The sequence below is a fragment of the Bifidobacterium leontopitheci genome (assembly GCF_009193355.1).
Lineage (GTDB): Bacteria > Actinomycetota > Actinomycetes > Actinomycetales > Bifidobacteriaceae > Bifidobacterium > Bifidobacterium leontopitheci.
Genome location: NZ_WBVT01000017.1, coordinates 1 through 24,316, shown reverse-complemented (window position 1 = coordinate 24,316; position 24,316 = coordinate 1). Strand labels below are relative to the sequence as shown.

15 protein-coding genes and 1 pseudogene are annotated in these 24,316 nt (G+C 65.9%); 7 read left to right on the top strand and 9 right to left on the bottom strand.

Annotated elements, in window-relative coordinates:
* Positions 1-560 precede the first annotated feature (560 nt).
* Entirely contained in the window at positions 561-1,463 is a 903-nt protein-coding gene (locus F7D09_RS06415; RefSeq protein ID WP_152234580.1) for a LysE/ArgO family amino acid transporter, read from the bottom strand.
* 265 nt (positions 1,464-1,728) lie between these two features.
* Here F7D09_RS06415 and F7D09_RS06410 point away from each other — a divergent pair, with 265 nt between their 5' ends.
* Entirely contained in the window at positions 1,729-3,276 is a 1,548-nt protein-coding gene (locus F7D09_RS06410) for an aminotransferase-like domain-containing protein (RefSeq protein ID WP_152234579.1), read from the top strand.
* A gap of 517 nt (positions 3,277-3,793) precedes the next feature.
* On the opposite strand, the gene F7D09_RS06405 is transcribed toward F7D09_RS06410, so the two are convergent.
* Positions 3,794-8,059: a phosphodiester glycosidase family protein gene (locus F7D09_RS06405; RefSeq protein ID WP_152234578.1), complete on the bottom strand. Its 4,266-nt coding sequence runs from the start codon at positions 8,057-8,059 to the stop codon at positions 3,794-3,796.
* Between the two features lie 780 nt (positions 8,060-8,839).
* Here F7D09_RS06405 and rpsP point away from each other — a divergent pair.
* Genes rpsP through rimM form a run of 3 tightly spaced genes read left to right on the top strand, consistent with a single transcriptional unit; the run spans position 8,840 to position 10,142 of the window.
* Positions 8,840-9,295, top strand: coding sequence for a 30S ribosomal protein S16 (gene rpsP, locus F7D09_RS06400; RefSeq protein WP_152234577.1), 456 nt, complete (start codon positions 8,840-8,842; stop codon positions 9,293-9,295).
* A 2-nt stretch (positions 9,296-9,297) separates the two neighbouring features.
* Complete coding sequence (locus F7D09_RS06395) at positions 9,298-9,531, top strand: RNA-binding protein (RefSeq protein ID WP_152234576.1); 234 nt, start codon at positions 9,298-9,300, stop codon at positions 9,529-9,531.
* An 8-nt stretch (positions 9,532-9,539) separates the two neighbouring features.
* A complete protein-coding gene (gene rimM, locus F7D09_RS06390; RefSeq protein WP_152234575.1) occupies positions 9,540-10,142 on the top strand; it encodes a ribosome maturation factor RimM in 603 nt (200 codons plus the stop codon).
* 265 nt (positions 10,143-10,407) lie between these two features.
* Here rimM and F7D09_RS06385 read toward each other — a convergent pair whose 3' ends face one another.
* The 4 genes from F7D09_RS06385 to F7D09_RS06370 all read right to left on the bottom strand — a co-directional run bounded on the left by F7D09_RS06385 (position 10,408) and on the right by F7D09_RS06370 (position 16,651).
* Entirely contained in the window at positions 10,408-12,714 is a 2,307-nt protein-coding gene (locus F7D09_RS06385) for a dipeptide ABC transporter ATP-binding protein (protein ID WP_152234574.1), read from the bottom strand.
* A gap of 1 nt (position 12,715) precedes the next feature.
* Positions 12,716-13,642: an ABC transporter permease gene (locus tag F7D09_RS06380; protein ID WP_226836028.1), complete on the bottom strand. Its 927-nt coding sequence runs from the start codon at positions 13,640-13,642 to the stop codon at positions 12,716-12,718.
* A gap of 37 nt (positions 13,643-13,679) precedes the next feature.
* The gene (locus F7D09_RS06375; RefSeq protein WP_152234572.1) at positions 13,680-14,651 is read right to left on the bottom strand and encodes an ABC transporter permease; all 972 of its coding nucleotides are present in this window, start codon (positions 14,649-14,651) and stop codon (positions 13,680-13,682) included.
* 266 nt (positions 14,652-14,917) lie between these two features.
* Positions 14,918-16,651, bottom strand: a complete 1,734-nt coding sequence (locus F7D09_RS06370) for an ABC transporter substrate-binding protein (protein WP_152234571.1) — start codon at positions 16,649-16,651, stop codon at positions 14,918-14,920.
* 356 nt (positions 16,652-17,007) lie between these two features.
* Here F7D09_RS06370 and F7D09_RS06365 point away from each other — a divergent pair, with 356 nt between their 5' ends.
* From F7D09_RS06365 to F7D09_RS06350, 3 genes are all read left to right on the top strand, one after another.
* The gene (locus tag F7D09_RS06365) at positions 17,008-17,835 is read left to right on the top strand and encodes an ABC transporter ATP-binding protein (RefSeq protein WP_226836026.1); all 828 of its coding nucleotides are present in this window, start codon (positions 17,008-17,010) and stop codon (positions 17,833-17,835) included.
* 10 nt (positions 17,836-17,845) lie between these two features.
* Positions 17,846-18,607 carry an ABC transporter permease gene (locus F7D09_RS06360; protein WP_226836024.1) on the top strand — a complete coding sequence of 254 codons (762 nt, stop codon included), beginning with the start codon at positions 17,846-17,848 and terminating at the stop codon, positions 18,605-18,607.
* 309 nt (positions 18,608-18,916) lie between these two features.
* On the top strand, positions 18,917-19,933 hold the full coding sequence (locus F7D09_RS06350) for a tRNA (guanine(37)-N(1))-methyltransferase (RefSeq protein WP_152234569.1): 1,017 nt from the start codon (positions 18,917-18,919) through the stop codon (positions 19,931-19,933).
* Between the two features lie 370 nt (positions 19,934-20,303).
* Here F7D09_RS06350 and F7D09_RS06345 read toward each other — a convergent pair whose 3' ends face one another.
* The 3 genes and pseudogenes from F7D09_RS06345 to F7D09_RS06335 form a co-directional block, all read right to left on the bottom strand.
* Complete coding sequence (locus tag F7D09_RS06345) at positions 20,304-21,506, bottom strand: LacI family DNA-binding transcriptional regulator (RefSeq protein WP_226836022.1); 1,203 nt, start codon at positions 21,504-21,506, stop codon at positions 20,304-20,306.
* A 284-nt stretch (positions 21,507-21,790) separates the two neighbouring features.
* Positions 21,791-24,055, bottom strand: coding sequence for a beta-galactosidase (locus F7D09_RS06340; RefSeq protein WP_152234568.1), 2,265 nt, complete (start codon positions 24,053-24,055; stop codon positions 21,791-21,793).
* A 136-nt stretch (positions 24,056-24,191) separates the two neighbouring features.
* Positions 24,192-24,316, bottom strand: a pseudogene (locus F7D09_RS06335) (carbohydrate ABC transporter permease); the annotation flags it as partial.

The window sequence follows — 24,316 nt, the reverse complement described above, 5'->3', positions numbered from 1 at the left end:
GTTTTCACCGGCGCCGGATTGTGATTTTGCCGCCGCTACTTGAACCCATGCCCGCCTACTCCGGAATAGCCTCGAAAACAGGCCGAAACCGCAAAGCCGGCCTGTTTGCCGGCTAAGGATTGCAAGACCAACGATGAGACCGAGCCAGACGCTCTTTCATGTCACGCTGCTCGCCCGATCACAGTGACATAGGAACGAAAGCCCAGTATTTGCAAGGTGTTTCGACATTGCGTCACTGTGCTAGGGCGAGCAGCGTGACACGGGGACGTCACGACACATGCCATGCCGACCCACCGCGAACCGACATGGGAGCCGACCAATCATCCACACCACGAGGCAGACTCGCCGCCCCCAACGGAGATGGGATGCGACGAGCTGGAGCTTTATAGGACGTTTATGGCACAACATGTCCGAGTCATAAACAAGCCCCGCAGAGGCTATGCCGTTTCCATCATGGAAAACGCCGGATTCCCCGCACTGAGCCACGTCAGCGAAAGGAATCCGGCGTTAACCAGCAGTCGAAAACGACCGGGGTTGCTACGACGGCGCGGGCGCCGACCTTACAGCACGGCGAGCACGAAGTCGACGAGCAGCTTGAGACCGTAGAGGATGATCACGCCGCCGCAGACGCGGTTGAGCACGTCCAGCACCTTCGGGCTGAACTTGTGGGCGAACGCGTTCACGAGCAGCGTGACGCCGATGAACCACACCACGGAGGCGGTCTCCACACCTGTGATGAACGGGGCGGTCTGGCCGGCCTTGAGTGTGGCGGCGAATGCGCCGAGCAGCAGCGTGCCGTCGACGATCGCCTGCGGATTGAACCAGGTGACCACGCAGGCCGTGCCGATGGTGCGCAGCACCTCGCGCAGGCCGAAGCGGGCCGGGGTGGAGGGGGCGGCGAGTACGGCCGCGGCACCTCGGTGACCACCCTCACCCGCTACGCGGGAGCTCCCGCCAGCGGGAGCGGAAGCCAATTCACCTTGCGCAAACGGCGAAACCTCACCCCTGCGAGCCCCGTCATCAGCGGGAGCGGAAGCCAAATCGCCTTGCGCAAACGACGCAACCTCACCCCTGTGAGCCCCGTCGCCAGCGGGAGCGACGGCCGAACCGCCGCGAGCGCCGTCGCCAGTCCCAACAGCGACGGACTGCGCCACGGAACCGGAACCGACGGCTTCCCCGCCGTCCTTCTTCGGCCGCACCAGCCCCCAGCCGATGCGGATCACGACCGCGCCGCCGAGCCCCAGCACCACGTTCTCCAGCCACGGGTGCGCCTGCATGAGCGCGCCGATGCCGAAGAAGCACGCGAGCGACAGCGACACGTCGAACACGATGACGATCAGCGCCGTGATGAGCGCGTTGCGGCGCGTGCGCGTGAGCGCCGAGTTGATGACGAACAGATTCTGCATGCCGATCGGCGCGATGTACGCCAATCCCATCGTGAGCCCTTGCATGAACAGTCCCATGACCTCTCCCCTCGTACCGTTTGCATACCACCGCCGGCCGGGCGCAATATGGCCGGGCATCCTATTTGGCTGGATATCACCAACCCAGCCAAAACCAGCCATCGTTAACGCCAAGTTAGCCTTGACGTTGCTTTTTCATAGCCAGCAAAGCGTTATTTTCCAACGTTTTCAAGCATCTTTGCCTTATTGTACGCAACGGTTTACACTTGACAACCAGCCAAGAACCATAGCAACAACCCAACCAAACAAACCAAATGAGGGCAGCATGACACGCAACGCGCCACTGGACATCGATTGGAAGCCGGACCGCGGCGACTCGCGGCCCATCACCGAGCAGATCGTCGACTACATGTGCCGGCAGATCTCGGGCGGCGCGTGGCCGATCGGCTCGCGCCTGCCCAGCCAGCGCGACATGGCCGAACGGTTCGGCGTGAACCGGTCGACCATCACCGCGGCCATCGAGGAGCTGACCGATTACGGCATCGTGGCCGGGCGACGCGGGGCGGGCACGCGCGTGGTGAGCAACACGTGGTCGCTGATGCTGCCGGGCGCGCCCGACTGGGCCGACTACGTGTCGTCGGGGTTCTTCAAGGCGAACAACGCAACGATCCAGACCATCAACCGGCTTGAATCCACCAACACCGCGACTCGCCTCGGCACCGGCGAGCTCGACCCGCGGCTGTTCCCGCGCGACATGTGGCGCCGGGTGGCGGCGCAGGCGGCCGCGGAGATCGACTCGCTCGGCTATCCGCCCGCCGAGGGGCTTGACGTGCTGCGCGAGGCGATCGCCGCGCACATGCGCGACTGGGGCATCGACTGCCGACCTGAGCAGGTGCTCGTCTCGTCGGGCGCGCTGCAGGGGCTGCAGATGATTTCGGTGAGCCTGCTGTCGGCCGGGTCGACCGTGTTCGCGGAAGCGCCGAGCTATATCAAGTCGTTGCAGGTGTTCCAGTCGGCGGGGATGAAGCTCGCCGGCGTTCCCATGGACGACGATGGGCTCGACGTGCACGCCCTGGACCGCCTGCTGGGCGGCGGACATGGCAGCGGACAGAGCGGCCAAGACGGACAGAGTATTCGGGAGGCCGGCGCGGCCGCTGCCGCTGCCCCCGTCCTGCCGCGGCAGTCGGCACGCGACGACGGCGCGGTGCTGTACACGATCCCCACGAACCACAATCCCACCGGCCGCACGATGCCGGAGTCACGCCGTCTGGCGCTCGTCGACGCCTGCGTGCGCGACCGTCTGCCGGTCATCGAGGATTGCGCGTATCAGGATCTCGTCTTCGACGGCGAGACCCCGCGCTCGCTGAAATCGTTCGACGAGACCGGCATGGTGATCACGCTCGGCAGTGCGTCGAAGTCGCTGGCGCCGGGGCTGCGCATCGGCTGGATCGTCGCCGACGAGCGGATCGTGCACCGGCTGGCGGATGTGAAGATGCAGATGGATTACGGCGCGAGCACGCTCAGCCAGTGGGTGTTCGCGAGGTTTTTGACGTCCGGCATGTACGCGGAGTATCTGGAGCGGTTGCGCGGCGAGCTGCGGCGTCGGCGCGACGCGGCTGTCGAGACGTTGGAGCGGCTGTTCGCCGGACGCGCGCGGTGGATTGTGCCGCGCGGCGGGTTCTACATCTGGCTGACGTTCGATGAGCCGGTGCGTATGGGGCGGCTGTTCCGGCAGGCGATCGATCACGGCGTGCTGCTCAATCCGGGCGACATCTACGATTTCGAGGGCGACAACGCGCTGCGGCTCAGCTACGTCTACACCACGCCCGAGGAGTTCGCCGACGCCGCAGCAGTGCTGGCGTCGCTGGTGTGACGGTTTTCGGGGTGCGTCACGCTGCTCGGGCGAGCAGAGTGACGCAAACCACGTACCGGAACGGGGAAACCGCGTTACCGTGCGCGGGTGCAGCGTCACTGTGAACGGGGTTATACATCGCGATAGGAGCGATTGCAATCCATGCGCTGCAGGCGCACAGACGCCGAGCGTGACGCTCCCCCAGTCGGCTCCGCCGACAGCCCCCTCCACCGAGGGGGCCAAGGGGCGGGCCAGCCAGCGCCGCTGCTTGCATGGCTCACCCCTTCGCCGAGGGCCGAGGGGCGGGTCTGTTCCCGCTCATGTCGAACATGGACCCACCACCCTCCACCGAGGGGGCCGAGGGGCGGGTCTGTTCCCGCTCATGTCGAACATGGACCCACCACCCTCCACCGAGGGGGCCGAGGGACAGGAGTCTGTCGTTACTTGTCACGCACCTCGCTCCCCGCATAGGGCGAGCAGAGCGACACGATGGACCCCGCGTCACACGGGCTGGACGGCCCGCGTGACGCACGGGGGTTTAGCGGATGCGGCGGCGCAGGTCGGTCGTGATGAGACCGGCTGCGACGAGCAGCGCCATCAGCATCGCGAGCGGCACGATGTCGGCGCCGGTCGAGCTGAGCGGACGCGGCTTGCGCTGTGCACCGGCGTTGCCGCCCGCGCCCGTTCCAGCGTTACCAGCGTTGCCGCCGTGCCCGGAACCGTTACCGTCCGGCTGGCCAGACCCGCTACCCGGCTGACCACCCGGCTGCTGACCACCATTGCCGCCCGGCTGCTGCGGCTCGCCCGAGCCCGAGCCGGCCGCGACCACGGCCGCGGTCTGGTCGGATTCGACGCGAACCGTGTCGTACCCGTCGCGCGAGACGGTCGCGCGCACGCTCAGCCGGTGGCCGGCGTCGGCGTCGACCGGCACATAGGCAGCCCGCGTGGCGCCGGTGATCCCAGCACCGTCGCGCAGCCACTGCCAGCTCACGTCCGCGCCGTCGGCCCAGTCGCCGAGCCGCGCAGTAAGCGTGCCGCCGACCTTCGCCGAGCCGGAGACGACCGGCTTGGCGGCGCCGGTGAACGTGGCGTTCGCGATGGTCGCGGTCGTGCTGGCCGATACGCCGTCAAGCGTCGCGGTGATGGTGACCGTGCCGCCGTGCAGCGCGGTGAGCGTGCCGGTGGTCGGGTCGAGCGCGGCGGCCGCCGTGACCGGGGCCTTCGCCGCGTCGCCGACGTACAGGTTCTTCGAGCCGGACCATGCCACGCTCATCGGCCATGCGATGTCGATCGGGTCGGCGTCCTTGTACTGCTTGACCGTGCCCATGACCGTCGCCTTGCCGCCTGGTTCGAGCGTCTTGCCGTCGTTGACCGGCTTCAGTGCGACTTCGGCCGCGCGCACCTTGGTTTCGGCGGTGAACCAGTCGGCGTTGTCGTCGGCCAGCGAGCGCCCGGCCGTCTTCCAGTCGCCGGCGGCCGGGTCGATGCCGACCATGGTCCAGCCGACGAACGCGCCCTGCGGGGCGACGGTCGGCGTCTTGCCGGAGTTGCCGTTGACCACGTACGGCACGCCGTCGTCGCGCTTGGCGTAGAAGTCGCCGACGTGGCCGTTGATCATGGCGACGGACTTGCCGGACTTCGCGCGGAAGTCGCTGATCCACTCGCGTTCCATGTCGGCGTCGAGCCGGTTGCCGAGCTGGGAGTTCTGCGGCACGTTCTGATCGTCGATCGGCATGTGCTGCACGATGACCACGCCAGTGACGTCTTTGTTGGAGGCTGCGTCGTCGAGCTGGTCGCGCAGCATCTTGACCTGCGAGAAGTCGCTCGACAGCGTGCCGTCGGCCGTGTTCAGCGTAATGAACCGCGTGCCGCCGATGTCGACGTGGCCGCTGGTCGCGCCCTCGAAGCCGCCGAGCGCCGCCTTCTTGAAGTTGTCGATCGTGGAGCCCATCACCTCATGGTTGCCGGGCACGTAGTACCAGGGGAACGTGGCGTCCTTGAGCCCTTCGTCCAGGATCTGCTTGGCGAGCTGGAAGTCGGCCTCCGAGGCTTCGTCCACGAGGTCGCCGACGATGAACAGCGCGTCCGGCTTGGCGGCGACGATCTCCTTGAGCGCGGCGCGGGCGCCGTTCGCCTGCACGCTGTTCGGGTCGCGCGCCACGAACTGCGCGTCGGAGAGGATGGCGATGCGCTGCGGCTTGCCGTCGGTCGCGCCGGACTGACGAATCACTGTGTGGTCCTCGGTCAGCTGGCGTGCGGGCAGTTCGACGTCGGGCGCGACCTGCGCGCTCGGCGCGTCGAACCAGGCTTCGCCGACCGGCTGGTTGGCGCCGGTGTCCCAGATCGACAGGCCTTCGAGTTTGATCGGGTAGGCGGTGCCTTCGGGGATCGTGTAGCTCAGCTGCGCCCAGTCGCCGGGCAGCCGGTCGCCGTAGACGAACTTCATGTTGCCGTTCGCGTCGCTGAAGCCGATGTAGGTCTGCGGGTTGTTGCCGGTGGTCGTGGAGCCTTTCGCCCACACTTTGACGATCTTCGGCTGGCCGGGGATCGCGTACCCCTTGCCTTCGCCCTTCGGCCAGGTGTTGGCGGTGCGGGTGCGCGTCTCGCCGGAGAAGTCGTACGTGATCTTCTCACCGGATTCGCTCTTGCCGTCGTGGCCGACCGCCTTGACGACGCTCGCGCTCTTGTACCGTGCGCCGGAGACGTACCAGTTGTCCTTGTCGAACACGTCGCCGATGTTCACGATCGGCTTGTCGACGAGGCCGACGGTGACGGCGACCTGCACCTTCACGCCGTCGACGTCGAAGCCGAGCGTCTCGCTGCCGCTGTCGCCGACCGCGGTGAGCTTGAGCGAGCCGTCGGCGGCCTGGTCGATGCGCACAAGGTCGTCCTTGCTGCCGGTGACTTTCGCGTCGCGCGCCTCGACGGGTGCCGAGAAGCCGTTGCCGTCGTGGCCGACGAGAGCGAGCGTGGCGGCCGCGTCCTTGCCGGTGAGCGAGATGACGCTGTCCGAGGCGGTGAGCCGCGTGAGCTTGCCGAGTACGTCGACGTTCACGCTGCCGGTCGCCTTGCTGTTCGTCGTCGCGGTCGCGGTGACGGTCGCCGCGCCGGTGTCGACGCCGGCGACGACGCCGTCCGCGGAGACGGTGACCTTGCCGCGCGCGCCGGCGGCCGTCGCCGCAGCCCACGTGACGTCGGTCTTGGCGGCGCTGCGCGTCTCGTCATACGGCTTGGCGGTCAGTGTGCGATGCAGTCCGGGGAAGACGCGCAACGCCTGCGCGCTGCTGGACGCGGCCTGCACGGCGATGCCGCTCGCCTTGCCGGAGGCCGGCTTGGCGAGCACGAAGCCGAGACCGTCACCGTCGAGACGTTCGTGGCCGTCGGACGGCTGGTTCTGCACGGTGGACTTCTCGTCGCCGGGCTCGCGCACGTTCATCTGCGAGGAGCCGCCGCCGTCGACGTTCACGGCGTCCCACGCGCCGAGGTCGTGCATGAGCGAGATCTCGTCGGCGAACGTCATGCCGACCGCGTTGTCCGCACGGCCGTCGGCGACCACGTAGAACACGGTCTTGCCGTCCTGGCTGACGCCGAGCATCGTGCGCGGGTTGCGGCCGGTGGCGAACGTGTCGTTCGGGTCGAAGGCGACGGACTGGCCGGCGCTGATCAGGCTCTGCCACACGCCGCCGGCCTCCTTGAGGTCGCCCATCGAACGGTCGAAATCGTAGCTGACGGCCACCTTGTCGCCGACCTTCACGGCGGCGAGCGTGCGGCCCGCGTCGGAGTCGGCGGCCGCGTCGAGCGTCTCCACGCCGTCCGGCAGCTGGCCTTCCGCCGGCTCGCCGACGGACGTGACCACACCGTCCTTGCCGATGGTGACCTCGACGCCCTTCGCGCCGGCGAGGAACCGGCCGCGGTTGTACGCGCCCCACTGCGCGTTGAACAGCACGGTTTCGCCCGCGTTGGCGAACGCGACGTTCACGCGGTTGATGGGGAGCTTGGCGGGGGTGGCGGCGCTGTTCGCGGCGGCGGTGATGGTCGCCTCGCCCTTGAGCGTGAGGTTGACGAGCCTTGCCAGACCGTCGGCGCCCTCGCCGAGGACCGTGTCGTTACCGGGGTCGCCGGATTTGACGAGCTTGCCGCCGGAGATGCCCCAGCCGCCCGACGCGGCGCTGTTGTTGATGTCGAAATGATCGAGGTTCACGCCGCCGACCGCCTTCGCCGAGTCGGTCATGTCGCTGACGGTCGCGCCCGTGCCGCTCACGGTGCCGGGGTTGAGGTACTTGAGCGAGACCGTATCCTTGCCGATTGTGGCCTTGAGGATGTTGATCGGCTGGCGGCCCTCGGCGCTGATGCGCTCGAACGAGTAGTGCCGCAGGCCGGGCGCGATGTCGGTGACCTTGAGGTCGTTGACGATCGCCTGGCCGTTCTGGTCGAGGACCATGCCGTCGACCGTGTTCGCGGCGGCGGCTTCGTTCCGCTTGCCGCTGTCGGCTTGCGTCTGCGCGAAGCCGGTGGCCGCGCGCGACTTGGCGGACGTCTTGCCGAGGCCGCCGAAGTTCGGCTTGACCTCGAGCGAGTTCTGCGCATCCTGCAGTTCGGGCGGCACCTGCGTGCGGCCGGCGGCGAACGCGGCGGCCGGACCGGCCGCGAACGTGGCCGTCGTGGCGATCGCGGCGAGCGCGGCGGCGATGCGCGGCAGCAGGCCGATACGACGACGCGGCGGCAGCGCGGACGCGTCCTGCAGCACGCCGGACGTGACGTCCGACGTGCCGCCCGACGTCTCTGTTTCGGTGATTTCAGTCATGACACTCCTCTTTCATTGACTTCCGTCACCGACGCTAGGAGCGGAAAGCGAACGGCAGGTAGACGACATGCGACGCGAGCGGATACTTAGGCCGAACTCGCCATATCAGACGAGTACGGTCCGTTGCACGTTTTCAACGGAACGTACTCGGAGAGGGGTGTACGAGTACGGTCGGTCATTTTTCCCCCAACGAAACGTACTCCGACGAGACGTACGAGTACGGTCGGTTAGATTTTCCCAACGAAACGTACTCTAACGAGATGTACGGGTACGGTTCGTCATATTTTTTCGACGAAACGTACTCGGGGACGACGCACGAGTACGGTCGGTTATATTTTCCTGACGGAACGTACTCTAACGAAACGTACGAGTACGGTTCGTCATATTTTTTCGACGAAACGTACCCGGGGACGACGGTCGGGTACGGTCGGTTGTATTTTCTTGACGGAACGTACTCGGAGAGGGGTGTATGAGTACGGTTTGTTGTGATGTGGGCAAGCGGGTGACGCTCCCCCAGTCGGCTCCGCCGACAGCCCCCTCCACCGAGGGGGCCAAGGGCGTCAGCCGACTCACGCCATAACCGAACGTACTCGGGGACGACGCTCGGAGGGGACGACGTCCAGCGTGTCGGGTATCCACCCCTGTGCGTTATAATGTTCCGGTTATTCGTGGGTGTGGAGCCCTCTCATTCCGCATCGCACGAGGAACACGTGGGTTTCCGGTTGAGGTGCCCCACACACAATCGAAAATCCGCACACCTAGTTTACAAGGAGAGCCATTTTGGCAACCAAGATTCGTCTGAAGCGCATGGGCAAGAAGTTCTACGCCTTCTACCGCGTGGTCATCACCGATTCCCGCAACAAGCGTGACGGCAAGTCCATCGAGGAGATCGGCACCTACGATCCGAACACCCAGCCTTCGACCATCAAGATCAACTCCGAGCGCGCCCAGTACTGGCTCGGCGTCGGCGCTCAGCCGTCCGAGCCCGTCTTCAAGCTCCTGAACATCACCGGTGACTGGCAGAAGTTCAAGGGCCTGGACGGCGCCGAGGGCACCCTGAAGACCGTGGAGGCCGGCCCGGACGCCGCCGCCCGTGTCGAGGCCGTCGAGGCCGAGGCCCAGAAGCTGAAGGCCGCCAAGTCCGAAGCCGAGGCGAAGGCCAAGGCCGAGGCCGAGGCTGCCGCCGCCGCTGAGGCTCCCGCCGAGGAGACCGCTGAGGAAGCGCAGGCTGAGTGATCATGCTCGCGCAGGCTGTGGAACACCTCATCAAGAACATCGTTGACTTCCCCGACGACGTGTCGGTCAAGTCCCACGAGAACCCGCGCGGCGAGCTGATTCGCGTGCGCGTGAACCCGGAGGACATCGGACGCGTCATCGGTCGCAGCGGCCGTACCGCCAATGCGATCCGCACGGTGGTGCAGGCACTGGCCGACCACAAGGTGCGCGTCGACATCATGGATGTGCGCAGGTGATCCCTGGCGTGGAGCGAGTGCAACACTCTGACAGCCCTCAGCAGCGCGAACTGCTGAGGGTTTGTCGTATCGGCCGCGCACAGGGACTCAAAGGCGAAGTCAATGTGTACCTCTTCACGGACGAGCCGGAATACCGGTTCGCTCCCGACTCCGTGCTGTACACGCGCGACGGCGGCGAGGAATACGTCGTCGAGCATGCACGCACACATAACAACCGTTGGATCGTGAAGTTCGACCGACTGGGCGACCGTAACGCCGCCGAGGCGGTCAACGGGCTGGAACTGTTCGGCGAGCCGGACGACCCCGAGGACATGCTCGAGGAGGACGCCTGGTATCCGAAGGATCTGGTCGGGCTTGAGGCGCGTCTCGCCGACGGCAACGGCCTGGGTCTGCCGGACGGGCAGGTGGTCGGCAAGGTCGTGGACGTGATCGACGGCGCGCAGTCGCTGCTCAAGATCCGTCTCGCGAATCCGGTTCGTGACGAGGCCACCGGCGAGGTGACCGAATCGACGGCATTGGTGCCGTTCGTCGACGAGCTGGTGCCGGACATCGATCTGGAGGAAGGCTACCTGACGATCGACTCGCCGGGCGGCCTGATTCCGGGGATCTGACCGGCCGGCCGAACCGCACCGGATAGCAGTGAGGGGGTGTTTGTCACAGCGGGTAGCTACCCGCTGTGACAAACACCCCCTCACTGCTATGCACCCGCACATGTCTGTGTATGGTTTCGTTGTTCTCCCCGTCTCCATCGCACTGTCGTCATCTATTCCGGCGCAAGGATTTACGGAGGTCAAGGCTGATTTCCGTAAATCCTTGCGCTGAACTGTATCGAGGTGGAGGGGCGCAACCTCACTCAGTCACAACCGCACCTCAGACTCACACGTCGGCGACCCAGTGGTGTTCGTTGACCTGATGCAGCTCAGGCACCTTGCCCTCGCGAATCGCCGCCGCATACGGGCGATGCGCTGCAGGGTCGCCGTCCGGGATGCGCGTCGACGCGGTGATCGTACGCCGCAGCCGCGGGTTCGGCACCGGGATCGCGTCCAGCAGCTCCTTGGTGTACGGGTGCAGCGGGTTGTTGAACAGCTCGTCGCGGCTGCCCGTCTCCACCACCACGCCGAGATACATGATGACGATCCGCTCGCACAGGTGCTCCACCACGCTCAGGTCATGCGAGATGAACAGGAACGCGGTCTTGCGGATCTCCTGCAGGTCGCTGAACAGGTTGATGATCTGCGCCTGGATCGACACGTCCAGCGAGGCGACCGGCTCGTCGGCCACCACGAAGTCCGGCCGCAACGCCATCGCGCGCGCGATGCCGATGCGCTGCCGCTGGCCGCCGGAGAACTCGTGCGGATACCGGTCGAGCGCGTCGGCGTTGAGTCCGCAGATCTCCAGCACCTGCGTGACGTGGTCGCGCACGTCGTCCTTGGTGGCGAGGCCATGCTCGAGCATCGGCTCGCCGATCGCGTCGATCACCGGCAGTCGCGGATTGAGCGAGCTGTACGGATCCTGGAAGATGTACTGCATTTCGGGACGCAGCGCGCGCAGCTGCTTGGCCGGCATCGCGAACACGTCACGCCCGCGGAACCGCACGTCGCCGTCCGTCTTGCCCTGCAGCCGCAGGATCGTCTGGCCGAGCGTCGTCTTGCCGGAACCGGACTCCCCCACCAGGCCGACCGTCTCACCGGACTGAATGGTCAGGCTCACGTCGTTCACACCACGCACCACGCTCGTCTTGCGGCCGAACAGGCCGGACTTGGACGTGAAGTACTTCTTGAGATGCCGCACCTCGAGCAGCGGCGCCGACGGGTCGCCGGCGTCGCGCGAGGCCAGCTGCGGCAGCGGCTCGGCGAACGCGGCGAACGCGTCCGCTGCGGCCGTGCGCGAGCCGTTGAGCTGCTGGCCGGAAGCCGCGTTGCGAACGTCGCCGCTGGCCGCGCTGTCAACAGCCGCGCCGGCCTCGTCGAAGCCGAACCGCTTGCTGAAGTACGTGCCGTCCGACAGATCGGAGAATTCCGGCGCGATGTCGCGCACGGTGGGCAGCCGCCGCTGACGACGGCCGATGACCGGCCGGGTGGCGAGCAGCGCCTTCGTGTACGGGTGGGTCGGATGGTCGAAGATCTCGGTCACGTCACCCTGCTCCATGATGTGACCTTCGTACATGACGACGACCTCGTCGGCGACCTCCGCGACCACGCCGAAATCATGCGTGATGAACAGGATCGTCAGACCCATCTGGGCTTTGAGCGAGAGCAGCAGGTCGATGATCTGCGCCTGGATGGTCACGTCGAGCGCGGTGGTCGGCTCGTCGGCGATGAGCAGTTTCGGCTCGCAGCTGAGCGCGATGGCGATCATCGCACGCTGGACCATGCCGCCGGACAGCTCGTGCGGGTACATGTCCATGATCCGCTCGGGGTTGGGCAGGCCGACGCGCTCCAGCCAGGAGACGGACTGCTTCCACGCCTCCTTCTTGCTCACGTCACGGTGGGTCATGATCGTCTCGACGATCTGCTTGCCGATGGTGAACACGGGGTTGAGCGAGTGCATCGGCTCCTGGAAGATCATCGAGATGCCTTCGCCGCGCAGCCGCTGCAGCGACTTGCGGTCCATCGTGAGCACGTCGCGGCCCTCGAAGAGGATCGAGCCGGATTCGATGCGGCCCGGCCGGTCGATGAGGTTGATCATCGACATGGCGGTCACCGACTTGCCGGAGCCGGATTCGCCGACGATGCAGGTGACCTTGCCGCGCGGGATGTCGAAGGTCACGCCGTCGACCGCCTTGACGACGGCCGGCGTGGGAGCCGTGGACGTGGGCGCAGCGTCGGACGTCGCGGCGGCGGGACCACCCCCAGTCGTCTGCGACGACAGCCCCCGCCGGCGGGGGCGGGAGGGGGTAGCGGTCGAGTCCGCGTCCTCACGGGGGAAGACGACGTGCAGGTCGCGCACCGACAGCAGCACGTCCGGCTTGGTCGCGGTCACGGTCGTCGCAGCGGCACCGGCGGCAGCCGACGTACCGGTTGAGGTCATCGCGGCGGCACCGGACGCAGCCGACGTACCGGCCGCAGCCGACGCGGCGACACCGGACGCGGTCGACGTATCAACAGCCGACGTACCGGCAGCCGACGTACCGGACGCGGCCGCGGCCGAAGACGATGTCCTCAGGTTCTTGTCGTTGCTCATGTCACGCCTCCTTCGCGCGGGGATCGACGACATCCCGGATGCGGTCGCCGAGCACGTTGATGCACACGACCGTCACGAACACCGCGGTTCCCGGCGGGATCCACAGCCACGGACGCTTCTGGAAGTCCATGAGGTTCGAGGCGACGGCCATCATGTTGCCCCATGAGGCGTTCGGCGGCATGACGCCCAGACCGAGGAAGCTCAGCGTGGACTCCATGAGGATGCCGCCGGCGACGCTCAGCGTGGTCTGCACGATGAGCAGCGGGTACACGTTCGGCATGAGATGGTGGAAGAGCCTCGAGCGTGTGCTCAGGCCGAGCGCCTCCGTGGCTTTCATGTACAGCTCCTCGCGCAGGGAGAGCACCTCGCCGCGGATCATGCGCGCGATGCCCGGCCAGCCGATGACGCTGAGCATGACCATCACATAGTAGATGCGCGTGTCCGGCGGTACGTCGAACGCGGAGAGCAGCGCCGCCATGATGATGAGCAGCGGCAGGCTCGGGATCGACATGAGCAGGTCGGCGAAGCGCATGATGATCGCGTCGATCCAGCCGCCGAAGTACCCGGAGGCGACGCCGATGAGCGCGCCGAGCACCATCGACAAGACCGTCGAGGCGATGCCGATGGTCATCGAGATGCGGCCGGCGTACATGAGTCGGGTCAGCACGTCACGGCCGTAGTCGTCGGTGCCGAGCCAGTGGTCGATGGTCGGCGCCTGCTCGGCGAAGCGCACATTGAGCTGGTTCTGGCCGTACGGGCTGAACAGCGGCCCGATGAAGCTGAACAGCAGCATGAAGATCAGGAAGAACACGGCGATGCGGGCGGCGCGCACCTGCATGAGGTCGCGCAGGTGGCGGCGCCACAGCGGCAGCGGCCGCTTCGCGCGGGCCGCCGCCTTGCCATCCGGCTGTTTCACAGACTGTTTCACGGTTGTGCCTGTCTCTTTCTCGTTCACGACGGCCATCTCACGCCTCAGCCTTCTGCGCGAGGCGCACGCGCGGGTCGGCCACCGAATACATGACGTCCGCAAGGAAGTTGCCGAGGATCGTCAGGAACGACAGCAGCAGCGTACACGTCATCAGCACCTCGTAGTCGTGCGCGTTCAGGGCGTCCAGCTGGATCGGGCCGATGCCCGGCCAGCCGAAGATCTGCTCGGTGATGATCGCGCCGGAGAACAGGCCGGGCAGCTCGAAGCCGAGCAGCGTGATCGCCGGCAGCAGCGCGTTGCGCAGCGCGTGACGGTACACGACCGCATGCTCCTTGATGCCGCGGGCGCGGGCGCAGCGCACGAAGTCGAGCCGCAGCACGTCGAGCATGCCGGAACGGAAGTAACGCGTGAGGCCGCCCGCCGAGAAGAACGCGAGGATCAGCACCGGCAGGATCATGTGACGACCCACCTCGAGCACGTACGCGAGGCCCGTGCTGTTGCTGCCCGTGTCGATCATGCCGCCGACCGGCAGCCACTTGAGGTCCACGGCGAAGAACTTGATCGCCAGCAGGCCGATGAAGAACGACGGGAACGACAGCGACGCGAACACGATGACCGTGACCAGCTTGTCGACGAACGCATACTGGTGGGTGGCCGAGTACACGCCGACGATCACGGCGATGGTCCACGCGATGACCATGGCGGCGAGCGCCACGATGAACGAGTTGAACATGTACGTCTTGAGCAGGTCGGTGACCGGCTCGTTGTATTTGAGCGACCAGCCGAAGTCGCCGTGCAGCACGTTGCCGAGCCAGATGAAGTAGCGCTGCAGCGGCGGCTTGTCGAGCCCGTAGAGCGCGCGCAGCTCGGCGAGACGGGTGGGGGTGAGCTTGCGGTTGCCGGAGAAGAAGTCGCCGGGCATGAGCGCGAAGAGGAAGAAGACCAGGATCGAGAGGAGGAACATCATCAGGATCATCTGGCCGAAGCGTTTGAGTGTGTACTTGAGCATGGGGTTTCCTTGGGGAGGACCGTGCGGGGTGCGCGGCAGCGCGGCTGCCGGACGGGCAGCGGGGTGCGGGGTCGGATTCGAGTCAGTCCGCGCGGGCCGCGCGTCGCAGAACCGGGGGGCCACCGGCGTACGCAGGCGCCCCCGCCGACGTGGAATCCGTCAGCGGGGGCGTGCCGCGGCGTGCGGCGTGGCCGGTCGGCGCAAGCGGTCAGCGTGACCGGTCAGCGCAACCGGTCAGCGTGACCGACCTGAGCCGGCCGGGGCCGTCACTTCGTGATCTCCAGCTTGGCGAGCGCCTGCGAGCTGTCGCCGGAGCCGGTGCTGAAGTCCTCGGCGTTCTTGATGCGGGCGTTCCAGGCGGACAGCGACTGGCGGTAGGAGACGAGGATGGTGGGGACGTCCTCGCCGAGCTTCTTGTACAGTTCGGCGTAGATCTCCTTGCGCTTGTCCTTGTCCTGGGTGGCGATGCCCTCCTTGGCGAGCTTGGTGACCTCGGCGTTGTCGTAGCCGGTGAGGTTCACGCTCGTGTTGGTGCTGTAGAACTCGTTGATGGCGTCGTCCGGGTCGACCAGGCCGTTGGTGCGGAAGCCGCCGACCATATCCCAGTCGCCGCCCTGGGTCCAGCGCTGGATGATGGTGTCGCCGTCGAGCACTTCCGGCTGGAAGTTGACGCCGATGGCCTTGTAGTTCTCGGTGGCGATCGGCACGACCGGATCGTCGCTCTTGCTGGTCAGATAGCGCAGGGTCAGCTTCTTGCCGTCCTTGACGCGGATGCCGTCCGAGCCTTCCCTCCAGCCGGCCTCGTCAAGCAGCTTCTTGGCCTTGTCGGCGTTGTACTTGTAGGTCGGCACGCCCTTTTCGGTGTAGGACCACTGGGTGGGGGCGGCGTAGACGTTGGCGACCTGGCCGAAGCCCTTGAGCTGGACGTCGACGATCTGCTGACGGTCGAGGCCGTAGACGAGGGCCTGACGCACCTTCTTGTCCTTGAGGATGTCGTTCTTGTTGTTCAGCCAGATCTCGCTGATGTCCGGCACGGTGGATTCGCGGATCGTCGCGAAGCCGAAGGACTTGAGCTGGTCGAGGTTGTCCTGATCGGGGGTGAAGCTGTCGTCGTCGGTCTCGCCGTTCTGGAAGTTGGCGAGCGCGGTGTCCTTGGACGTGACCTTGAAGATGAGGTTCTCGATCTTCGGCTTGCCGCCGTAGTAGTACTTGTTGGCCTTGTAACGGATCTCCTGGCCGTCGACGTACTTGCTCAGCTGGTAGGGGCCGTCGCCCATCGGCTTGGAGTAGAGGTCCTTGAGGTAGTCGAGCTTGCCCTTCTTGTAGTCCTTGCCGTAGTAGGCCTTGGAGAGGACCGAGCCGCCGAGCGTCTGCAGGGCGAGCGGGTTGACCTTCGTGGTCTCGATGGTGATGGTCTGGTCGTCCACGACCTTGATGCCGGAGATGGACTTCGCGTTGCCGTTCTTGTACTCGTCGACGCCCTTGATGCCGATGTTCGTGAAGTCGGCGCCGCCCGAGTAGGCCGGGTCGTTGAGCAGGGTGAGCGTGAAGGCCACGTCCTTGGCGGTCAGCGGGCTGCCGTCCGAGAACTTGAGGCCCTTGCGCAGGTGGTACGTGTAGGTCAGGCCGTCGCTGGAGATGTCCCACTTCTCGGCGAGGTCGGGCTTGACGTTGCCGGAGTTGTCGACCACGACGAGCGAGTTGAAGATCGGCTGCGTGGCGTTGCCGTCCCAGCCGTTGTCCTGGAAGTAGGGCAGGAACACGCCGGACGGGGTGCCGATAGTGGTGACGAACGTGTCGTCGCGCTGGTTGGCCTTGGCCGGGCTCTTGGAGGCGTCGCCCTTGTAGACGATCTTGTTGAGGCTGCCGTCCACGGTGGTGGGCGTGGAGCTGGTGGCGCTGTTGTTGCTGGCGCCGCATCCGGCGAGCATCAGCGCCGCGACCGCCGCCGCCAGCACCGAGGTGATCCGGCGGGCGCGCGACTTGGTTGCAAGTGACATATTCCGCTTTCCTCTGCTTTCTGTCTTTCCTTTGGTCTCTGCCGTATCCTGACATGACGCTCGGATACCACAGTGATTTTTCTGCTGTACGCGATAATTTCAGGAAAAGTTCCTAAGACTGCCGCTTTCCCTTCCGAGTTCAGAACACTACACCATTGGTCGCGCTCACATGTGGGGCCCGTTATACGCATTTGATATAGGGTGTTATCAATCGGCGGGGGTATAACAAGAGGCGGGTCATGGGCAGGACGCCGGGCGGGTTGCCGGGTCAGATCGCCTGCCATTGTCATAGTATCGCGTCGCGTGTCGTATCGCGGTTGGGTTCGGCGGCGGCGCAGGTGACGAAAGAAGGAACCATGACGGTCATGTCGTCGACGCGCAACGTGTCGAACGCTGCGCCGCACGCCGCGCAATTGTCCATATCATCCGTATCCAAATCCTACGGTGACGTCCACGCACTCATGTCGGTCAGCCTCACCGTGCCGGCAGGCCGCATCGTCGGCGTGCTCGGGCCGAACGGCGCCGGCAAGTCGACGCTGCTGCACACCGCATGCGGACTGCTGGAGCCCGACGCCGGCGACGTGCTGTTCCAAGGCGCACCCATCCGCACGTTGGGACCGAAACTGTACAATCATCTGTCCTGCGTGTTGGAGGACAGCGCCCTGACCTACATGTTCCTGCCCGGCTGGGAGAACCTCTACTATCAGGGCGCACTGTACGGGCTGAGCCGCAGGCGAACGCGCGAACGCTGTCTGCCGATGATCCGCCTGCTCGGATTGGAACGGCACATGGGCAAGCGGGTCGGCGACTGGTCACGCGGCACCCAACAGAAGCTTGCGCTGGTCACCGCCATGATCCCCCGGCCGCAGGTGCTGATCCTTGACGAGCCGACGCTCGGACTGGATGTGGTCTCCAAGCGTGACTTCATGCGCACCGTGCGGCAGCTGGCAGACGAGGGCACCGCCGTGCTGCTCGCCTCGCACCAGTCGGAGGTGATCGAGCAGCTGGCCGACGACGTGCTGCTCATCGAACACGGCCACGCGCTATGGTCCGGGCCGTATGACCGGTTCATCGCCGACCATTCGCAGGGCGGCGGGCCGGAGCCGCTGGAGACGATACTGCTGCGCATCTTCGATGCGGATACGGGGGATGACGATGACGAAGATGACGAAGACAACGAGTGAAAGAGGCACGATGATGACACGGATCCCATTGCTGTTCGCCGCCGAAATACGGCGGTATCTCGCCGAGGTGAGCCGGTACGTGAGCGGCTACATCTCCAGTCTCATCGTCTCCGGCATCGTCATCGCCATGCTGGCGCTGTCGAGCGAGGCGCGCACCGACCCCTCATACTGGATTGGCTTCCTGCTGTGGACCACCTCGTCGACGCTGATCTCTGAATCCAGCGTGTCCATCTCCAGCGACAAACAGGACGGCACGTTCACGCAGCTCATGCTGCGGCCGACCTCGCTGCTCACGCAGATCACCGTCAAGGCGCTCACCTGGGTTGTCGTGTCGACCGTCGTGGACACGGCGTTCATCCTGCTCTTGTTCGCGTTGCTGCACGTGCCGATGGGCATGAGCCTTGGTGCGGTCCCCGTCGCGCTGCTGACGCTGGTCGCGCTGTTCGGCTTCACCATGGTGCTGGCCGGCGTGACCGTGGTGTACACGAAAACCGCATCGTTCGCCGACATGCTCGGCTACGCGATGATGTTCCTTTCGGGAGTGATTGTGCCGCTGGCCTCACTGCCCACGCCTCTCGCATGGATCGGCCGCTGCCTGCCGATCACGCTGGGCACGCAGATGGCGCGCGACTACATTCTCGGACGGCCGGTGTCGTTGGTTGAATGGCTGGCGTTGGCCGTGCAGGTCGTCGTGTATCTGGCGCTCGGGTATGTGCTATTCACGCTGATTCTGAGGTACGGGCGCAAGCACGGCATCAACATGCGCTATTGACGGGTGAAGGGGTGATTGAGATGCGCTGGAGATGTGACTTTTCGCCTTCTTGCCGAGATGTGGGTGTTTTGTTTGGCGAATATCACCGCAAACACGCTGTCGCGAATCACAGAATCGTTGGAAAATGGCCATTCCGCGATGCGGTTCCTGTTGCATTGACGACAACAAAACACCCACATCTCGAGCACGGTGCTGGTTGAAGGCCTGAGCAGGGGCTGCAACCGCGCATCGACCATACGAACATGAACCATATGCATGGTTTTAGCCGTCCTGGTGCTGCTTTCTGACCGGTTCGGTAGGCTGGTGGGCATGAAGATCGATATCGTGTCCGTGTTCCCGGAATATTTCGACGTGCTGAACCTCAGCCTGTTCGGCAAGGCGCAGGAGAAGGGCATCGTCTCAGTCGCCGCGCACAACCTGCGCGACTGGACGCATGACGTGCATCATTCGGTGGACGACACCCCTGTCGGCGGTGGGGCCGGCATGGTGATGAAACCCGCCGTATGGGCGGAATGCCTCGACGAGCTGCTCGGATTGGAGCCGGTCGAGATGGGTGCCTGCGACGCGTCCGAGGATGCCGCGGCCGATTCGGCCGGCGTCGATGACCAGCCGACCGACGAACAGCCGGCGGCGGACGCAAGCGAGGTTCGTATTGACCGCTCCGAGCAGCCGACAGCCGTGGACGGAATACATGCGCAGCCGTCAGATGCGACGGACGATGACACGCAGGCCATGCCGCAATCGGAAGCCGACGCGCAACCTGCGGCCGCTCCCGGCACCGTGCTCATCTTCCCGAACCCGTCGGCGCCGCTGTTCACCCAGCGCGACGCCACCGAGCTCAGCCACGCGGGCCGGCTGGTGTTCGGCTGCGGGCGGTACGAGGGGTATGACGCGCGCATCCCGCCCTATTACCGGGCGCAGGGCGTGGACGTGCGTGAATATTCGATCGGCGACTATGTGCTCAATGGCGGCGAAGTCGCGGTTTCGGTGATGCTGGAGGCGATCACGCGGCTGCTGCCCGGGTTCATGGGCAACGCCGATTCGATCGTCGAGGAGTCGTACACGGGCGAGAACGCGCTGCTCGAGCATCGGCAGTACACGAAGCCGGCCGTGTGGCGCGGCGTGGGCGTGCCGGACGTGCTGCTGTCCGGCGACCACGGCAAGGTCGACCGGTTCCGCCGCGATGAGGCGCTGGAGCGTACGGACCGGATCCGACCGGACCTCATCGCGAAGCTGGACTGCCGTCGGCTCGACAAGGCCGACCGCAAGACGCTGATGGCCTTGGGCTGGGAGGTCTCCGGCGAGCATCCGCGCCGATTGGGGTGAGTGCGGACAGACCGGCGATCGTCCGAACCACCGTATCGGCCTCATCACCCGCGCGACACGCCCAGGATGGTTGCACGCTCGAAAGATAGGTCATACAGGAACAGCGGAAAACCGGCGATTCCACGAATCGTATCTTTCGAGCGTGCATCCACTTCTGGCGTGTCGCGCCGACTGATGAGGAATCGCGCTCAGACTATTCAGGGAAAACAAGCCAGACGGCAATCACCGCGACGACATCACCGCGTCTCCCGTCTCGAAGCAGAGAACAGGGGGCGGTCGCCTCACCATACGCTCCTTGGGAGCCTGAGCGCAATCCCCGGCAACGTCACATCCCGCAAACCGCGGCAACGGCACCCATGCCAGCCCGCTCTTAGCGTGTGCTGTCGCGCACGATGACGCCGCAGTCGGTCATGAGCAGCTCCGGCTTGACGATCTCGCCGCGGATGCGCCCGAGAATGCGGTCCACCGCGGTCGGCGCGGTCCATTCCAGCCGCGAATCCATCGTGGTGAGCGGAATCTGCAGGTACTGGGCCTCCTCGATGTTGTCGAAGCCGATCACCTGCACCTGCCGCGGAATCTCGATGCCGTTCGCGCGCATGACCGTCAACGCGCCGATGGCCAGCTGGTCGTTCAGCCCGATCACGCCGTCGAACGCGATCCCCCGGTCGATCAGCTCCTGCGTGGCGTGCGCCCCCGCGCCGATCGTCCACTCCTGCTCGACGTTGCCGACGAGCCGCGCGTCCAACGTCGCCCCGCGCCGCCGGCACTCTTCGATGATGCCGCGCAGGCGCAGCTGCGCGTTGCCCTCCGTCGCGCCGAGCAGTCGATCCTCGTCGTACTCGCCGCGGCCGCCGATCACGGCCAGCGAGCGCACGCCCCGGTCGAACAGGTATCCGGCAGCCGCGCGCGCCGCCTGAACGTCGTTGGGCGTGACGTGATCGGCTTTGCCCCACGTGGTGCGCGCGCCGACCACCACGAGCGGAAAGTCGACGTCCAGATCCTCCGGGGAGATGTCCTCTACCTCGCTCATCGACAGGATCATGCCGTCCGAGACCGTCGAGTTGAAGCTGCGCAGCAGCGCCCGCGCGCCTTTCGCCGAACCCTCCGCGTACGTGGTGACATAAACAAGGTAGCCGCGCTGCCGGGCCGCGTCGATCACGCGGTTCGCGAGCTCCGCCAGGTACGGCGCGGTGAGCGTGGGCACGGCGAGGGTGATGAATCCGGTGCGGTCGCGGTTGAGGTTACGCGCGGCCACGTTGACCCGGTAGCCGGTGCGTTTGATGACCGCTTCGACCTTGGCTCGCGTCGCCTTGCTCATACGGCCGTTGCCGTTGATCACGTTCGACGCGGTTTTCAGCGATACGCCGGCTTCCTCGGCGACGTCGCGCAGGGTGACGCGCCGGCGTGGGCTTGCCGACGACGTTACTGATGATGCCGATGATACTGCCGACGACGAAGCCGACGATACTGTTGCCGACGATACTGAAGTGCCGTGAGCCGGGCTGCGCTTGCCTGCATCTCGCTCGTCGGTCTTGGCCATCATGTCACCTCGCTGCTTGGGAATCCTCCCCATCGTAACCATCGCCGTTGATGTTCCCGAGTACGGTCCGTTCACAATTCTCAACCGACCGTACTCAAACAGACCCTACGAGTACGGTCGGTCAGAAAAACACAACCGAACGTACCCGAACGAACCCTACAAGTACGATCCGTTGAAAAAACACGACCGAACGTACCCGAACAAACCCGTCCGAGTACGGTTCGTCAATAATTCACAACGAACCGTACCCGAAACGAATCACCCGAGTACGGTCGGTTGAGAAAACATGACCGACCGTACTTGCAGGCGAGCCGGGGTCACTGCGTCCGGGATGCGGTTGTGGTGACGAGCACGCCGTTGCGGTGCAATGTGACCGCCCTGCAGGCCGCACCAGCCGCATCGGCCACGCCAGCCCCGTCAGCCACGCCAGTGTCACAGCGGTAGGCGATCAGCGTCTCACCGGCCGGCTCGCGCACGACCGTATCGTCGTGGGCGCGGTTGATGTAGAAGTCGAACCGCCGCCCGTCCGTCTCGCGCGTCACGTGCAGGATGCGGGCGTCCGATTGGCCGGACGGCTCATCCGCCCAACCGTCCGCGCAATCAGCGCGACCGCGACCGCGGCCATAGCCGACGTCGCGCAGGAAGCGCGCGATGTCGCCGCGGTCGAAGTCGCAGCCGACGAAGTACGCCGTGCCGTCGCCGTAGTCGTGCCGCACGATCGCCGGCGTGCCGTCCAGTTCCCATTCGGTGGCCGTGTCGCCCTCGTACCGCGCCAGCACGGCCGCGTCGGGCGCGACCTCGTCGACGACGTTCGCCCACAGCCGGCAGACGGCGCCGTTGGACAGGCCGACCGTCGCCGGGTCGCCGACAGCCGTCACACCATCACCACCACAGCCGCACCCGTCGCAGCCGTCCTCCCCCTCGTCGCCGATGATGTTGAACTCCTCGCCGCGCACGCCGAGCACGTCGCGCAGCAGACCGTCGCCCGCACCCGGGTAGCCGCCCAGACCGACGTGGAACCGTTCGTCCACGAGTCCGGTCGCGTATCCGACGATCGCCGTGCCGCCGCCGCGCACGAAGTCGGCGAGGCGCCGCACGTCGGCAGCGGACAGTACCAGCACGGTCGGCAGCACGATGGTGTCGTAACCGCTCCAGTCGGCGCGCAACGGCACCACGTCGGCGCGGTCGGCGACGTCCAGGAACGCGCGGTACCAGTCGCGCACGTCATGCCAGTGGCTGAGTTTCATGCTCGGCAGCGTCTGGCAACGAGTCGCCCATTCGCTGTCAGCGTCGAACAGGATTGCCGTGCGCGAGGGGGCGACGCGGCTGCCCTGCAGTCCGGCCTCGCCCAGCCGTTTGAGCAGTCCGCCGAGCTCGCACACGTCGCGGAAGACGCGCGTGCCGGCGCCCGCGTGCGGCAGCATGGCCGAATGGAACGCCTCGGCGCCGGATCGCGACTGCCGCCACTGGAAGAAGTTGATGGCGTCGGCGCCCATGGCCACGTGGGCGAGCGCGTCGCGAATCAGCTCGCCGTGCCGTTTGCGCGCGTTGAGCGGCTTCCACTGCACGGCCGACGTGGAGTGTTCCATGAGATACCATGGCCGGCCGAGCGCGAAGCCGGACACCAGCGAGTCGGAGCAGGCGAGTTCGTCCAGGTGCGATTCGCCTTCGTGGAAGTAGTGGTCGTTGGAGACGAAGTCGACTTCGTCGCTCCAGTCGGCGTAGTCCATCGCGCACTGGTCGGTGGAGACCATGAAGTTCGTGGTGAACGGTTTGTCGGGGCAGATGCGCGCGATGGCGTCGCGTTCGGCCTTGTAGAACTCCTTGAGCGCGTCCGAGCCGAAGCGTTCGTAGTCGAGCTGCTGCGAGGGGTTGGCCATCGCGTCGCCGCCCATGTGCCGCGGCAGCAGGATCTCGTCGAAGTCGTTGACGTGCTGCGACCAGAACGCCGTGCCCCACGCCTCGTTGAGCGCGTCGATGGTGCCGTACTTGGCGCGGCACCACTCGCGGAACGCGCGCTGGGAGTCGTCGGAGTAGTCGTTGCGGTTGTTCCAGCCGTACTCGTTGTTCATATGCCAGGCGGTGACGGCCGGGTGGTCCTTGTATCGTTCGGCGAGGCGGCGGCACAGTTCCAGCGCATACGTGCGGAATACGGGGCTGGTGGGCCGCCACGACTGCCGCGACCCCGGATTGACGACGTGGCCGTAGCGGTCGACGGGCAGCACTTCGGGGTGACGTTCGTACAGCCACAGGGGTGCGGCCGCCGTGGCGGAGGCGAGGTCGACGGCGATGCCGGCGCGGCCGAGCTTGTCGATGATGCGGTCGAGCCAGTCGAAGTCGTACTCGCCTTCGCGTGGCTCGAGGCGGCTCCAGCTGAAGATGCCGAGCGCGACCGTGTTGACGTGTGCCTGCCGCATGAGGCGGATGTCCTCGTCCCAGGTTGTTTCGGGCCACTGGTCGGGGTTGTAGTCGCCGCCGTAGGCGAGGCCTGCGCCGTTATCGGTCAGCAGCGTCGGCCAGCGGAACGGGCGACGGATGGCGGAGTCGGAACGGCCCAGCGCCTTGGTGGTTGACAGCGACATCGGATGTTCTCCTTGAAGATATGGGTGTGGACGGGCGGGCTGCCGATCCGGAACGGCCGCCGGCTGTGGCGATGGCTGTGGCGCCGGCTGTGGCGCCGGCCGGATTTCGGCGCACCCCGCCCGTCGTGTCATTGCGTCATTCTTTGACGGCGCCGGCGGCGAGGCCGGACTGCCAGTACTTCTGCAGGCACAGGAACGCGATCACCAGAGGGACGATCGTGATCAGCGAACCCGTGATCACCAGGTTCTGGATCGCCTGGC